The 14545-nt window shown below is 61.4% G+C and carries 11 protein-coding genes; 4 read left to right on the top strand and 7 right to left on the bottom strand.

The annotated features are described in order from the left end of the window. Nucleotides 1-108: 108 nt before the first annotated feature. The 3 genes from HP556_RS26420 to HP556_RS26410 are packed head-to-tail and all read right to left on the bottom strand — an operon-like array spanning nt 109 to nt 4588. A complete protein-coding gene (locus HP556_RS26420) occupies nt 109-846 on the bottom strand; it encodes a response regulator (RefSeq protein WP_175369166.1) in 738 nt (245 codons plus the stop codon). Then, a complete protein-coding gene (locus tag HP556_RS26415; RefSeq protein WP_175369165.1) occupies nt 843-2591 on the bottom strand; it encodes an ATP-binding response regulator in 1749 nt (582 codons plus the stop codon). The genes HP556_RS26420 and HP556_RS26415 overlap by 4 nt, the downstream gene beginning before the upstream one ends. Continuing rightward, nucleotides 2561-4588: a sensor histidine kinase gene (locus tag HP556_RS26410; protein WP_231081267.1), complete on the bottom strand. Its 2028-nt coding sequence runs from the start codon at nt 4586-4588 to the stop codon at nt 2561-2563. The genes HP556_RS26415 and HP556_RS26410 overlap by 31 nt, the downstream gene beginning before the upstream one ends. 418 nt (nt 4589-5006) lie before the next feature. On the opposite strand from HP556_RS26410, the gene ugpB reads away from it, so the two are divergent. Beyond that, nucleotides 5007-6329, top strand: coding sequence for a sn-glycerol-3-phosphate ABC transporter substrate-binding protein UgpB (ugpB, locus tag HP556_RS26405; protein WP_175369164.1), 1323 nt, complete (start codon nt 5007-5009; stop codon nt 6327-6329). 38 nt (nt 6330-6367) lie between these two features. Here ugpB and HP556_RS26400 read toward each other — a convergent pair whose 3' ends face one another. The 4 genes from HP556_RS26400 to HP556_RS26385 form a co-directional block, all read right to left on the bottom strand. After that, a complete protein-coding gene (locus tag HP556_RS26400) occupies nt 6368-7219 on the bottom strand; it encodes a TonB family protein (RefSeq protein WP_175369163.1) in 852 nt (283 codons plus the stop codon). After that, a complete protein-coding gene (gene exbD, locus HP556_RS26395; RefSeq protein ID WP_089263503.1) occupies nt 7216-7653 on the bottom strand; it encodes a TonB system transport protein ExbD in 438 nt (145 codons plus the stop codon). The genes HP556_RS26400 and exbD overlap by 4 nt, the downstream gene beginning before the upstream one ends. A 3-nt stretch (nt 7654-7656) precedes the next feature. After that, on the bottom strand, nt 7657-8442 hold the full coding sequence (exbB, locus tag HP556_RS26390) for a tonB-system energizer ExbB (protein ID WP_120287491.1): 786 nt from the start codon (nt 8440-8442) through the stop codon (nt 7657-7659). 130 nt (nt 8443-8572) lie between these two features. Then, nucleotides 8573-10642: a TonB-dependent receptor gene (locus HP556_RS26385; RefSeq protein WP_338117621.1), complete on the bottom strand. Its 2070-nt coding sequence runs from the start codon at nt 10640-10642 to the stop codon at nt 8573-8575. Nucleotides 10643-10961: 319 nt separating this feature from the next. On the opposite strand from HP556_RS26385, the gene HP556_RS26380 reads away from it, so the two are divergent. From HP556_RS26380 to HP556_RS26370, 3 genes are read left to right on the top strand one after another with little or no spacing between them, the layout of a single operon-like run. Then, nucleotides 10962-12581: an ABC transporter substrate-binding protein gene (locus HP556_RS26380; protein ID WP_175369161.1), complete on the top strand. Its 1620-nt coding sequence runs from the start codon at nt 10962-10964 to the stop codon at nt 12579-12581. A 6-nt stretch (nt 12582-12587) separates the two neighbouring features. Next, complete coding sequence (locus tag HP556_RS26375) at nt 12588-13601, top strand: ABC transporter permease (RefSeq protein ID WP_175369160.1); 1014 nt, start codon at nt 12588-12590, stop codon at nt 13599-13601. A gap of 10 nt (nt 13602-13611) precedes the next feature. After that, nucleotides 13612-14532, top strand: a complete 921-nt coding sequence (locus HP556_RS26370) for an ABC transporter permease (RefSeq protein ID WP_175369159.1) — start codon at nt 13612-13614, stop codon at nt 14530-14532. Nucleotides 14533-14545: the final 13 nt, after the last annotated feature.

Below are 14545 nucleotides of genomic sequence, written 5' to 3'. Positions count from 1 at the left end.
GAAAATGGTTTCATGGAACCGGAGAATTGTTTCATCGCAGGGTTTGCGACGAAACATTCAGAGGTGAAATGCGTGTAAATTGAATGAGATAGATTCCAAAAGGGGTGCTCAGGCCTTGTCGCCCACCGGGGAGAACAAATAGCCCCCGCCGCGAATTGTACGGATCACGGCGGGTTTCGTCGGATCGGGCTCGATCTTGCGGCGGATTCGCATGATCCGTAGGTCAACCGCCCGGTCGAAAGCCTCTGCATCGCGGGCATTGGCCAGTTCGAGCAGCCGTTCGCGCGAGAGCACGCGCTTCGGATTCGCGGCGAATACCTTGAGCAGGCCAAATTCAGAGGCTGTCAGCGGATGTTCGTTGCCCTCATCATCGCGCAGGGCCTGCGCTTCCAGATCGAGCCATTTCGTGCCGAAGCGCACGAGATGATCCTTGCTCTCCTTGGCAGGCGTTGCGTCTGCTGCTGCGCCCTTCACCGGCGTGCTTCGGCGCAAGACCGAGCGGATGCGCGCCATCAATTCGCGGAGTTCGCAGGGCTTGGCGATGTAATCGTCGGCACCGAGTTCGAGGCCGACGACACGGTCGATCGGGCTTGCGGTGGCGGTGAGCATGATCACCGGCACGTTGATGCGGCTCTTGAGGTCACGGATGATCGAGAGCCCGTCTTCCTCGGGCATGTTGAGGTCGAGCACCACGAGATCCGGCACCTTGGTCTCGATCTCGCTGCGCAGGCTCTTGCCGCCGTCGCACAGGGTCACGGCAAAGCCGTGCATCTTGAGATAGTCGCCCACCATCTCGCGGGCGGGTGCTTCGTCGTCGACGACGACGATATGCGGGCTCTGGCTCATGACAGGCCCTCACTGGTGGCTGGCAGCAGGATGGTGAAGGTGGCGCCCTGGCCGGGGCTATGTGCATTCACCTCGCCGCCATGCATGTCGATGATGCGTTTGACGATCGACAGGCCGAGGCCGGTTGAACTTTCACCACCGGTTGGCTTGGCTGAAAGCCGCTGGAAACGACCAAACAGGCGGTCGAGATCCTCCGGCGACAGGCCGGGACCTTCGTCGCTGATGCTGATGCGGACATAATCGGCATCGCCTGTGATGAGCAGCGCGATCTTGCCGCCGATCGGGCTGTATTTGATGGCGTTGCTGACGAGATTGTCGATCGCTTCGCGCATCCGGTCGGCATCGCACATGGTGAGATCGTGGTGATCCGGCGCCGAGACGGAGAGGTCCTGCTGCTTGTTCACCGCAGACGGCCGATTCGCTTCAGCGACGTCCCGGACCAGCGTCGCCAGATCGACCGGCTCACGGCGGATGGTGATATCGAAGGCGTCCGCCATGGCGTCGGAGATCAGGTGATCGACCATCGAGGTCAGTCGCTTGGTGGCGTCACGAATGTGATCGACCTGCGCGGAGATGTTTTCCTTCGGCGATCCCGCGGATATCAGCTCGGTCAGCATCTCGGTGCGGCCGAGGATCACGCCGAGTGGATTCTTCAGGTCATGGGCGACGGTACCCAGAATCTCGTTCTTGAAGCCGTTGGCCCGCTGCAGCCGCAGCCACTGCGCGGAAAGCCGGCGATTGGCCTGCATCAGGGCGCGGGTACGCTGCGCCACGCGGTCTTCCAACTGCGTATTGGCCTCGTGCAGTTGCTGATAGAGGATCACGTTGTCGAAGGCGATCGACAGCCGACTGCCGAAGATCTCAACCAGAGAACGGTCTGTCTCCGACAATTGCCGCTCCGCCTGCAGCAGCACGACAACCTCACGGCCGCTGCCGGTGCGAATATAGAGCGCCGTCCGATGGTCGGCGAAGTCATGCTTGCGGCGCTTGAAGGCATCTTCGACCATCTGGCGCAGGTCCGGATCGAGCGACTGCGCGGTGGCGGTACCCATGAAGCGGCTGTAACAGCCTGATCCGGCGAGGACGGCATAGTCGTCGCCGACAACGCCGCCATCGCGCAGCACCAGAATGCCGGCGCAATCGACATTCAGCAGCGAGGCGATCTGCGTCAGCACGCCTTCGGCAAGCCGCTGCATCGACTTGAAATCATAGAGCGTCGAGGCGGCGTCGATGATGATTTCGAGGCCGCGCCGTGTCTGCACCATGCGTTCGAGTTGCTGATAGCTGCGCAGCGCGGCCGTCAGCGAGGTGAACAGCTTGTCGGCGGTCAGTTCGGTCTTCGCCTTGTAATCGTTGATGTCATAGTCGACGATGACGCGGCGCTCCGGCGCCTGGCCGGGCTGGCCGGTACGCAGGATGATGCGGACGGTTTCGTTGTGCAGCTCGTTGCGGATGAACTCGACCAGTTCGAGGCCGGCCGCATCCGTCTCCATGATGACGTCGAGCAGTACGGCTGCGATATCCGTATGCTCGCGCATCAGGGCCTGGCCTTCGGCAGCGGAATAGGCCGACAGGATTTCCAGCGACTGGCCGTTCAGGGTGTAATCGCTCAGCGCGAAGCGCGTGCCCTCATGCACGGCCTGGTCATCGTCGATGACCGCGATCTTCCATTTTCGGTTATTGGATTCTTCCGGGACATCACCGGAGTCTTCAATCAGGTAGAGGACATCGTCCTGGTCGGCCATTGCGTAGTCCCGTCAAATGATCCAGCGGCGCCAGTGGCGGCCCGCGGCATGATAATGCGAAATGTCGTGCCTTGTCCCAGTCTTGACTCCAGCATCATCCGGCCACCCAGCTGCTGGGTCACCAGATTGTAAACGATGTGGAGGCCAAGGCCGGTGCCGCCTTCGTTGCGGCGGGTGGTGAAAAACGGGTCGAAAGCCTGTCGCTGGACGTCCGGGCTCATGCCCGCGCCGTTGTCGGAGAAGCTGATCTCGATATCGTCGGTGCCGCGCGGCTTGGCGGTGATAGCGATGGCGCCCGGTTTGCCGTCCGGAAATGCGTGATTGGCCGCATTCAGGAACAGATTGGTCAGGATCTGGCCATAGGACCCGGGATAGCCATCGATCATCAGCCCGTCCGGCACGTCGACCGTCAGTGTGATCGGAGCCTTCTTCAGGACGGGGCGCAGACTGGCGATGATCTGATCGGTGGCCTCGGAGAGGCTGAATTGCCGCCGTTCGGCGTGGGACCGATCGACGGCGACCTGTTTGAAGGACTGAATAAGCTCGCCGGCGCGATGCAGGTTGGCGACCAGTTGCTGCGCCGCATCGCGTGACGTCTTGACGAATTCTTCCAGTTGCGAGCGCCGCAGCGGGGCATTGGAGCGCAGTTCGGCCTCGAACATTTCCGAGCGCCGCGCGAAGCTTGATGCCACGGTCAGGCTGATGCCGATCGGATTATTGACCTCATGGGCCACGCCGGCGACTAGACCGCCAAGTGCGGCCAGCCGTTCGGCGTCGATCAAATTCTGCTGTGCGGCATTTAGTTCGAGCAAGGCGCTTTCGGCTTTCTCTTTCGATGCACGCAGCTCGTTCTCGGCTTCGCGCTTGGCGACGGCGTTCTCACGGAACACCTCGACGGCGCGGGCCATGGCGCCAACCTCGTCCTTGGCGGCCGTGCCCTGGACCTTGCGATCATAGTCGCCCGAGGTGATCGCGCGCATCGAGGCCATGATCTGCTGCAGCGGCAGGCGGATGCTCAGCGCGATGATGATGCCTGCGGTGATGATCAGCCCAAGAAAGGCCGCGGCGATGACCATGACATTGCGGGAGATCGCCGTCAGCGTGCGGTCGAAAGTGGCCTGCGCGGACTGCTCGCGCTGGCGCATCTTGACGGACAGGCCATCGATCGCAGCAATCGTGTCGGCCTGGCTGGCATCGATCGAATTGCGCAGCAGGTCCGTGCGGCTGGAGAGTTGTTCGGACAGTTTTGCGAGCCCCTGGCGGAGGGCAACTGAGCGTCCCTTGAGCCGCTGCAACGCAATACGCTGCAGATCATTGTCGGCGAGGTCGGTCATGACCGGGATCGTACGCTCGATCGTCTCGGTGTTGCGGCGTGCATCTTCGGCCGAGGCGGATGCCAGCGACAGATAATAGGCGTTGGCGGCGACCAGCATCGCGGTGAATGCCTCACGCGACTTGCCGAGTGCCGGCCAGATCAGCGCGTCGCGCTGGCCGGTGGCGCCCTCGATGATGGAGTACAGTCCCGCCATGTCCTTGGCAGGCCCAAGCACCTGTTCTTCGTAGGTCTTGGCAATGGTGGTTTGAAGCGTCCGCAATTCACCGAAGCCGCTAAGGAAGCGCTCGGTGACGCGTTCTAGCTCGGCGACCGAGCCAGACAGCATGGGGTCGGTCGAGGCACGGGTATTCAGTGTCCCAAGCACAGCCTCGCGCAGCAGCAGGATTTCGGCGAACAGTTCGGGGCTGGGCTGATTGATATAGCGATGGATCAGGTTCTGCAGCCGGCCGGTCTCGCTCTCGAGCAGGGCCAGAACCTGATCGGACTGTCGGACCTGGCGCACGTCGTCCCAGGCGGAGGACAACACCCGCGAGCCACTCCAGATCAAGCCCGCCAGGACGAGGACGACCGCCGAGTTCAGGGCTGCGATGGACAAAATGCGCCAGCGGATCGGAATCGCACGGACAGCCGCGACGAGGCCGGTCCGGCCTCGCGCCGCCAGCTCGTCCTGTCCTTCAGAAACTCCGTTGTGCGGGCTCGTCACCACAGGTGTGTCATTCGGCCTTGCGAAAGGTTCAATCGGTGAGACAGCCGTGCGTCGCAACCCGGCAATTCGTTTTTTCTAGTCTGAAAGAGTTTCGTTGAGGTTGCGAGACAGTTCAATGTAGCAAATACAGGCGGTGCTGGCTATTAACCTGCAACAACTGGTTGAACTGGCGCAGTCCCGATTGAACCGAATGCCGCGAAGTCGCAACAGAGTGCTGCGGCAGATCGCGTCCGGTGAACGCCACCGTGCGGGGCAATTTCGATCAAAACTATAATGGAATCATTATTTTATTGGGCGGCGGAAGCTTTGGCCTCCCAACAAGAATGATAGCACAGCAGGCCGGCAGCCGACGGCGTTGTAAGGGCAGAATGAAATGAAGTTGAAGGCGGCGCTCGGATATCTCGCGCTCGTGATGACAGTCAGCCAGACGGCGACGCCCGCACGCGCCACCGACATTCAGTGGTGGCACGCGATGTCCGGAGAACTCGGCCGGCACGTTGAAAAGCTGGCCGCGGATTTCAACGCCACGCAGACGGGCTACCGCATCGTTCCGGTCTACAAGGGCAACTATACCGAGACCGTCACGGCGTCGATCTTTGCCTTCCGGTCCCGCAGCCAGCCGGCCATCGTCCAGGTCAACGAAATCGCGACGGCCACCATGATGGCCGCCAAAGGCGCAACCTATCCCGTCTATGAGCTGATGCGCGATCAGGCGGAGGCGTTCAATCCGTCAGCCTATCTGCCAGCCATTACGGGCTACTACACCGACATGGCCGGCAACATGCTGTCCTTCCCGTTCAATGCGTCGACGCCGATCCTTTACTACAACAAGGATCTGTTCCGTGCCGCCGGGCTCAATCCGGACGAGCCGCCGCGGACATGGCCGGAACTCGGCGCAGCTGCCAAGCGATTGCGGACGGCAGGCGCGGTTTGCGGCTTCACCACGGCTTGGCCATCATGGATCAATGTCGAGAACTTCTCGGCATTCCACAACATTCCGGTGGCCACCAAGTCCAACGGCCTTGGCGGGTTGGATGCGGTGCTCACCTTCAACAATCCGCTGATGGTGCGGCATATTACGCAACTTGCCGAATGGCAGAAGACCAAGGTCTTCGACTATAGCGGCCGTGCGACAGCGGCTGAGCCACGCTTTCAGAAGAGCGAATGCGGGATTTTTCTGGGTTCGTCAGGCACCCGCGCCGACATTCTCGCCAATGCGAAATTCGAGGTCGGCTATGGCATGATGCCGTATTGGCCGGATGTCACGGCGGCGCCACAGAATTCGATCATCGGCGGCGCAACGCTCTGGGTGCTGCGCGATCGCCCGCGCGAAGAATATAAGGGCGTCGCGAAGTTCTTTGCGTTTCTTTCGCAGCCTGAAGTGCAGGCGACCTGGCATCAGAAGACGGGTTACCTGCCGATCACACGCGCCGCTTATGAACTCACGCGCCAGCAGGGTTTTTACGACCGCAACCCCGGCACCGTGAAATCCATCGAACAGATCACGCTCAAGGCGCCCACGGAAAATTCGAAGGGATTGCGCCTCGGCTCGTTCACGCTGATCCGCGACGCCATCGAGGATGAGTTGGAACAGGCCTTCAGCGGCAAGAAACCTGCGCAGGAGGCCCTCGATGCTGCAGCAGAGCGCGGCAACAAATTGCTGCGCCAGTTCGAGCGCGCTAATCCCGTGCAGTGATATCTGCCCGGTCGCGGCGTCATGACCTTCGTTAGTCGCTAACGAAGATCGTATCTCAAGGGAACATTGAACGCCTCCGTACCGCCGGTCTTCTCCGGCGGAAATGCCGGGAATGGCTGCGCGCGACGAACCATGGCGAGCGTTTCGGCATCGAGCGCTTGATTTCCCGACGATCCCAGGAGGCGGGACGACAGCACGCGACCGCTGCGATCGAGTGTAAAGGCGATCCTGACGACTGCCGTGCCTGACTGACCGGTGCGTGCACTCTGGGGAAATTGCTTGAAGCGTTGCAAGTGTGATTGAACGAGCTGATTGTAAGACGCTGACGCTGCCCTCGAGGCACCGGCCGCCGCCGCCGATGCTGCAGGCGCAATGCGTTCTGCGCGCGGTGCTGCAGTGGTCAGCGGCGCTGCCGGCGTATCGTTCGGCTTCTTCTTGACCTCGGCGCGTATCGGCTTCGGCCTGGGCTTTTCCGGCACCGGCTTTGGCGGATCGGGAATGATCTTGGCAGGCTCGGGCGGGGGAGGCGTCGGCTCGGTCTTCTGCTCGGGCGGTGCTTCGACGACCGGCTTCTCCATCAGCGGCGTCGGCGGGATCTGTTCTTCCACCTGCTTCTGCTGAACCGGTTCGGGCGGTGGCTCGGACGGCGCTTCCGCTTTCTGCATCTCGGGGCCGGGCGCGATATCCAGTGGTTGCGTTTCAGGCGCGGCGGTGGCCGGCGCCATGTCGATCATGATGGTCGGCATCGTAACGCCCGGCGGGTTCGGTTGATGGTACCACCAGATGCCTGCGGCGATCAGGCCGGCATGGATCGCGACGATAGCGATCGCCGACCCGGTCCAGCGAAGACCGACGCTGTCGGTCGGCGCATGTAGCGCAAAGACGTTCATGGCGCAGAGGTTCGTCCGTCGAGGCCGACCAGCGCGATCTTGAGATAGCCTGCATTGCGCAGCAGGTTCATCACTTCCATCAGATCGCCATAGCTCACGACCTTGTCCGCGCGCAGGAAGATGCGCTCGTCCTTGTTGTTCTTGGTCGCAGCATCCAGCGTGCCGCTCAGCGTATCGCGCGGGATGATGTCTTCGCCCACGGCGATCGTCAGGTCCGGCTTGACGGTGACGAAGACCGGCTTGTCGGGACGCGGCTGCGGTTCTACGGCGCTTGCCGGCAGATCGACACCGAGATCGACCGTTGCAAGCGGCGCCGCCACCATGAAGATGATCAGCAGAACCAGCATCACGTCGATGAAAGGCGTCACATTGATTTCGTGGTTGACCTCGAGGTCGTCACCGCCGCCTGAGCGTCCACCTAATCTTGCAGCCATGATCTATTCCGCCGCCCGCGAGATCGGCATTCCGCGACGGCCGTGATCGCGGCTCATCAGCAGCATGACCTGTGCGGAGGCATCGCCGAGCAGCGCTCGGTAGGTCGTGATGTTACGAACGAGCTGGTTATAGATCACCACGGCCGGAATGGCTGCGACAAGACCGAGTGCTGTCGCGAGCAAGGCTTCTGCGATGCCCGGCGCGACGACGGCGAGGTTGGTGGTCTTGGTTTCCGAAATGCCGATGAAGGCGTTCATGATGCCCCAGACGGTTCCAAACAGGCCGACAAAGGGTGCAGTCGCACCAATCGTTGCGACCACGCCGATGCCGCGGGAAATCCGGCGCGACATCGCCTGTTCGACGCGCTCAAGCCGAAGCGCAATGCGCTCCTTGAAGCCGTCATCGAACAGTCCATGGGAGAGGGCAGTCTCGCGCACGGCCGAATGAATGAGCTGGGCCACGGGATCGCGGGCATTGGCGCTATCGCGCTCGACCTGGGCTAGCGTCGTGTCGCTTTCCAGTATATCGAGCCGCCGTTTGGCGGACCGCGTTTCGCGGTTGAGTTCGATGGTCTTTGCGAGCCAGACCGTCCAGGTCACCAGCGAGGCGATGGCAAGCCCGATCATCACGGCCTTCACCACGATGTCGGCATTCATGAACATGCCCCATGGGGACAGATTATGCGGAAGCAACGCTTCCGTGGTCGCAGCTACGGCAAACTGCGGAACCGCCGCCGTTCCGCCAACCGCCAGGAATACAGTTGCGATGGGAGACCAGGATCTTGTCATAGGGGCTGCATTCCGTCGGTCGAAGTTTGCAATGGGAGATGATGGCGAAGAATACCTTCGCATGTGAACGATGTCGCCCTCTGGAGGCCGAGTTGAGGCCCAAACTGGAGCGATTCCAAGGTCATTGGGCTCAAAATCTCATACTCGTGAAGAGCCGCACGCCGCGTCCGGGCTGCAACACCTCCGCCTTCTTGAAGGAGATGTGGTTGCGGACCTGTTCGTCGAGCAGATTGTCGCCGGTCACGCCAAAGGTGATGTCGCGCAGGCCGCCGTCGACCTTCGCGAATGTGTGGGTATAGCTCACCTCAGCCTTCAGCAGATTGTAGCCGGCCGTCGAAGTTTCATTGAGTGCAATATCATTCTGTGTGAACGCGTGGAGCACGCCCAGGCGCGCATACCATTCGGCGCTGCGCCACCAGACGCCGCCGCCCACGCGCATCGGTGCGATGCGCGGAACATTGCTGCCATCGGCGAAGGTCGCGCGGACCACGTCGAATTGGGTGTCGATTCCGAGCGTGCCGTCGCTGAGCGGCGTCACGTCGAGTTGTGCCATCAGCTCGGCGCCGCGGAAGTTCGCATCTCGTTGACCGTAGGCCACTTGCAGCAGTGGGCCGGTCGCGCCGCAGCTTGCGAAAGTGTCGGTGCAGAAGTTGCCGGTCACCTGCTTGAAGATGAAATCAAGATAGCGCGTGTAGTAGAGGCTGGCCTCGAAACGAAGCTGGCCGTTGCTGCGCTTGAGGCCGACTTCGATCGATTCTGCGGTTTCGATTTTCAGATCCGGATTGCCGATGACGAAGGTGCCCGATGCGCCATCAGAGCCGCGCGAATAAAGTTCCGGCGCAGCAGGTGCGCGCTGTGCACGCTGTACGCTCAGATTGGCGACCATGTCCCAGGGCAGTGATTTCAGCAGTCCGAAGCTGAAGCTCTTCGGGGTGAAATCGCGTGTCGCTGCGGTCTCGGAAAATGTGTCGGGTGGTGGCAGGAAATTGCTGGGGAAGATTGGCGCCATGCCGGAGACTGACAGGCTCTCGATACGGCCTGCGGCCTGGAATTTGAGTGTGTCCGAGAGCTGCAATTGCTCGAACACGAAGCCTGCGACCGTGTCCGTATTGGTGGGAGCGAGCAGCCCGCCGAGCAGGCCTGCAGTGCCGAGCTTGCGGTTGCTGGCCTGTACGCCCCAGCTTCCGGTCAATGCGCCGAGCGGTGTTGCGACCGCGGCGTGGTCCAGTTCGAAGCGGCCTTCGATTTCCTTGTTGGTGATGGTGTTCTGCAGGCCATCGACACCATTGCTGCCGATGCCGAGCTCGCCATGCTTGTAGTCGCTGACGCCGAACGTATAGCGGATCGCTGCGATGCCGTCGGTTGGCGCGCGCCATTCGCCCTTGCTGGTCACCTTGGTCTGTTCGAGATCGATGCGAGTCCGCGACGCGGATTCGGCGATGCCGGGGATATGATACAGGCTGGTGATGTGCTGGATCGCGGTGCCGATATAGCCGCCATCGAAGATGTAGGAGCCGCCGACCGACTGGCCTTCCGAGCGCAGCCTTGTATTGGCCTGCACGCCGCCGCCGGGAATTCTGTAATCGCCGGCGCTGCGGCCAAATGCATCGACGTGAATGGCGACATTGTTGCCTGACGCATCGATGCTGGCCGCGCCGTCGATGCTGCTATCCACCGAGGAGCCGCCGCCCTTGATGCGCGCGCTGAAATTGTCCGGCACCAAATTCTCCGGAATGCGATTGTTGCTGGCGTTGACGACGCCGCCGATGGCCTGATTGCCATAGCGCAGCGTTGCGGGACCGCGGATCACCTCGATCTTGTCGGCGGAGAGCGGATCGACCGGGACCTGATGATCCTGGCTGAAATCCGACGCGTCCTGGCTGCCGATGCCGTTCTCCTGAATGCGAACACGATAGTCATCGAGGCCGCGGATATTCGGCCTGCTCGCGCCCGGCGCAAAGGTCGATGCCGCCACACCCGGCTGGGTTGCCAGCAGGTCGGCGATGGAGGCGGAGGTCGTGCGCTGCAGGGCGTCGCCGGTCAGCAGGGTAGTGGACTGGAAGGCGTCAGCTTCCTTCTGCCGCTCGGCACTGACCACGATTTCCGACAGCGTTTGTCCCTCCTGGGCCTTCGCGTCTCCAACCCAGACTGACGAGAGGCATGCTGCCCCCGTGATCGATGCCCACAACCTTAAACTCACGCCATTCCCCAAGGTTACTGATCTGATGCGAATGCTAATGCGAACTATTCGCAATAAGGAGGCGTGAGCCGTTTATGTCAAGCCGGAATCGGGCGAGTAATGACCGGGAAAGCACGCGCGGTAGTCTAAAATTTATGCATATCAATATCTTTGTATGCAACGTGACTGAGTCTCTGGCCATGCTGACCGTCGGAGGCGTTGCGGAAATGCAAGGTTTATCAGATGCCTAGGCGCGCATTAGGTGTTCGTTAAGCTCTGGCACGAAGTTTGCGATGTCTGTTCCCAAGCCGATCCACTCGCGCCCTTGGGGAGAGCCAGAATGAAGCGTCGTGATTTTCTGAAAACCGCCACAGGCGCCGCGGCCGGCGCCATGGTCTCCGGCCCGGCGATCTTTTCGTCCGCCAAGGCAGACGCCCGATCCGAAACCCTGCTGATCGTCTCCGAAAGCGGCCCCAACAACCTCGATATCCATGGCGTCGGCACCAATGTGCCCGGCTATGAAGTGTCCTGGAATTGCTACGACCGCCTGATCGGTCACGAGATGAAGGCCGGCCCCGGCGGCGTGCCCTATTACGACCGCGACAAGTTCAAGCCCGAACTCGCCGAGGACATGACCATCAGCGACATGTCGGCGACCTTCAAGCTGCGCAAGAACGCGAAGTTTCACGATGGCACGCCGGTGACGGCGAAGGACGTCAAGTGGTCACTGGATCGCTCGGTGAGCGTCGGCGGTTTTCCGACCTTCCAGATGAGCGCCGGATCGCTGAAGAAGCCCGAGCAGTTCGTGATCGTTGATGATCACACTGTGCGCGTCGATTTCGCCACCAAGGATCGCCTGACGATTCCGGATCTCGCGGTGATCGTCCCCTGCGTGATCAATTCCGAACTGGTGAAGAAGAACGCCACTGAGAAGGATCCGTGGGGTCTCGAATATACCAAGATGCAGACCGCCGGCGGCGGCGCCTACAAGGTGACCAAGTGGACCGCGGGCACGGAAGTCATCCTCGAGCGTAACGACGATTGGGTCTCCGGTCCGATGCCAAAGATCAAGCGCGTGATCTGGCGCATGGTGCCGCAGGCCGGCAACCGGCGTGCGCTGCTCGAGCGCGGCGATGCCGATATGTCCTATGAACTGCCCTACAAGGATTTCCAGGAGATCAAGGCCAACGGCAAGCTCGACGTCGTGTCGCTGCCGTTCTCCAACGGCATCCAGTATATCGGCATGAATGTCACCAAGCCGCCCTTTGACAATCCGAAGGTGCGTCAGGCCGTGGCCTATGCGCTGCCCTATCAGAAGATCGTCGATGCCGTGTTGTTCGGTCTCGCCAATCCGATGTACGGCGCATCAGCCGACAAGCCGACCGAAGTCGCGTGGCCGCAGCCGCATAAATACAATACCGACATGGCCAAGGCGAAGGCACTGCTCGCAGAGGCCGGCTATCCCAACGGCTTCGAGACCACGATCTCATTCGATCTCGGCTTTGCCGTCGTCAACGAGCCGCTGTGTGTGCTGGTGCAGGAAAGCCTCGGCCAGATCGGCATCAAGACGACCATCAACAAGATCCCCGGCGCCAATTGGCGCACCGAGCTGAACAAGAAGGAGATGCCGCTCTACACCAACGTGTTCTCCGGCTGGCTCGATTACCCCGAATACTTCTTCTACTGGTGCTATCACGGCGACAATTCGGTGTTTAACACCATGAGCTACAAGTCGCCCGAGATGGACAAGCGCATCAACGGCGCGCGCACCGCCGCCGCAACCGGCGACAAGGCCGCCTATGATGCCGATGTGAAGGGCTTCGTCGATCTCGCTTTCACTGATGTGCCGCGGATCCCGCTGTATCAGCCCTATGTCAACGTGGCGATGCAGAAGAACATCTCCGGCTACCAGTACTGGTTCCATCGCCGGCTCGATTATCGCGCGCTCGTGAAGGCGTGATGTGTCATGCTCAGCCTGATCGGCAAACGATTGATGTTCGCGATCCCGAGCTTGATCGGGGTCGTCATCGTCACATTCCTGTTGACGCGCGCGCTGCCAGGCGATCCCGCGGCCTATTTCGCAGGACCGTCAGCGGACAAACAGGCGATCGAGGAAATCCGCAAGAAGCTCGGTCTCGACAAGCCGCTGATCGAGCAGTTTCTCCGCTACACCGCCGATCTGGCCAAGGGTGATTTCGGCAACTCGCTGACGACCGGACAGCCGGTGGCGACGGAGCTGCGCAACCGCCTGCCGGCATCGGCCGAGCTGACGCTGCTGGGTCTCCTGGTCTCGGTCATGATCGCCATTCCGCTCGGCATTCTCGCCGCCACCCGGCCGGGCTCGTGGATTGATCATCTCTGCCGGGTAACGACGACGGCCGGCGTGTCGCTGCCAGTGTTCTTCACCGGCCTGGTGCTGGTCTATGTGTTCTATTTCAGGCTCGGCTGGTCGCCGGCGCCGCTCGGACGTCTCGACGTGTTCGCGTCGACGCCGCCCAACGTGACCGGCTTCTATCTGATCGACAGTCTCATCGCCCGTGACTGGGAAGCCTTCAGGTCCGCCTTCAACCAATTGATCCTGCCGACGGCGACGCTGGCGATCTTCTCGCTGGCGCCGATCGCACGCATGACCCGCGCGTCGATGCTGGCGATCCTGTCATCGGACTTCGTGCGTACGGCGCGCGCCAGCGGCCTGTCGCCACGCGCCGTGATCGTCACTTACGCCTTTCGTAACGCCATGCTGCCGGTCATCACCACGCTGTCGATGACATTCTCGTTTCTGCTCGGCGCCAACGTGCTGGTCGAAAAAGTCTTTGCCTGGCCGGGCATCGGCTCCTACGCGGTCGAAGCGTTGATCTCGTCGGATTTCGCGCCGGTGCAGGGCTTCGTACTGACGATGGCCGTCATGTATGTGCTGATCAATCTGATCATCGACATTCTCTACGGCGTGATCGATCCACGCGTGCGGCTGGAAGGGTGAGGTGTAAACCATGAACGCTGTCACGCCTGTCGATTCCGAAGCCGTTCCTGCACCGCAGCCGGCGCCCGCAAAGCGCACATCCGGCCTTGCGGCGACGCTGCAGCACACGCGTTACATTCTAGGCGAGAATCGCGTCACGGCTTTTGCATTCGGCCTGCTGGTGCTGATCGTTTTCGCTGCATTGTTCGGTCCCTACATCGTGCCTTACGATCCGCTCGCCAGCGACACGGCGCAGGCGTTGAAGGCGCCATCTGCGGCGCACTGGTTCGGCACCGATCAGCTCGGCCGCGATATTTTCAGCCGCGTCATCGTCGCGACCCGGCTTGATTTCTTCATCGCGATTGCCTCGGTCATCCTGGTGTTCGCCATGGGCGGCCTCGCCGGTATTGCGTCGGGCTATTTCGGTGGTTGGACCGATCGCATCGTCGGCCGCATCGCCGATACGATCATGGCATTTCCGCTGTTCGTGCTGGCCATGGGCATCGTCGCTGCGCTGGGCAACACCGTGCAGAACATCATCATCGCGACGGCGATCGTGAACTTCCCGCTCTATGCGCGTGTTGCGCGCGCCGAAGCCAATGTCCGCCGCGAGGCCGGCTTCGTGCAGGCGGCCCGGCTGTCGGGCAATAGCGAGATGCGCATCCTGCTGGTGCATATCCTGCCCAACATCATGCCGATCATGATCGTGCAGATGTCGCTGACCATGGGTTACGCGATCCTCAATGCGGCGGGCCTCTCCTTCATCGGTCTTGGTGTCCGTCCGCCGACTGCGGAATGGGGCATCATGGTCGCCGAAGGCGCATCCTTCATGGTGTCGGGCGAATGGTGGATCGCATTGTTTCCCGGTTTGGCGCTGATGATCGCGGTGTTCTGCTTCAACCTGCTCGGCGACGGTCTGCGTGACATCGTCGATCCGCAGCGACGGACGTAACGATGCAAGCACA

The sequence above is a fragment of the Tardiphaga robiniae genome, from assembly GCF_013359755.1.
Lineage (GTDB): Bacteria > Pseudomonadota > Alphaproteobacteria > Rhizobiales > Xanthobacteraceae > Tardiphaga > Tardiphaga robiniae.
The sequence above is the reverse complement of the archived record's forward strand: the minus strand, read 5'-3'. Positions and strand labels throughout refer to the sequence as shown.

What these genes read in the sequence shown, in the direction of transcription:
- HP556_RS26420 (WP_175369166.1), bottom strand. Translation starts at nt 846, where the DNA reads ATGAGCCAGAGCCCGCATATCGTCGTCGTCGACGACGAAGCACCCGCC.
- exbB (WP_120287491.1), bottom strand. Translation starts at nt 8,442, where the DNA reads ATGACAAGATCCTGGTCTCCCATCGCAACTGTATTCCTGGCGGTTGGC.
- exbD (WP_089263503.1), bottom strand. Translation starts at nt 7,653, where the DNA reads ATGGCTGCAAGATTAGGTGGACGCTCAGGCGGCGGTGACGACCTCGAG.
- HP556_RS26370 (WP_175369159.1), top strand. Translation starts at nt 13,612, where the DNA reads ATGAACGCTGTCACGCCTGTCGATTCCGAAGCCGTTCCTGCACCGCAG.
- HP556_RS26380 (WP_175369161.1), top strand. Translation starts at nt 10,962, where the DNA reads ATGAAGCGTCGTGATTTTCTGAAAACCGCCACAGGCGCCGCGGCCGGC.
- HP556_RS26415 (WP_175369165.1), bottom strand. Translation starts at nt 2,591, where the DNA reads ATGGCCGACCAGGACGATGTCCTCTACCTGATTGAAGACTCCGGTGAT.
- HP556_RS26400 (WP_175369163.1), bottom strand. Translation starts at nt 7,219, where the DNA reads ATGAACGTCTTTGCGCTACATGCGCCGACCGACAGCGTCGGTCTTCGC.
- HP556_RS26375 (WP_175369160.1), top strand. Translation starts at nt 12,588, where the DNA reads ATGCTCAGCCTGATCGGCAAACGATTGATGTTCGCGATCCCGAGCTTG.
- ugpB (WP_175369164.1), top strand. Translation starts at nt 5,007, where the DNA reads ATGAAGTTGAAGGCGGCGCTCGGATATCTCGCGCTCGTGATGACAGTC.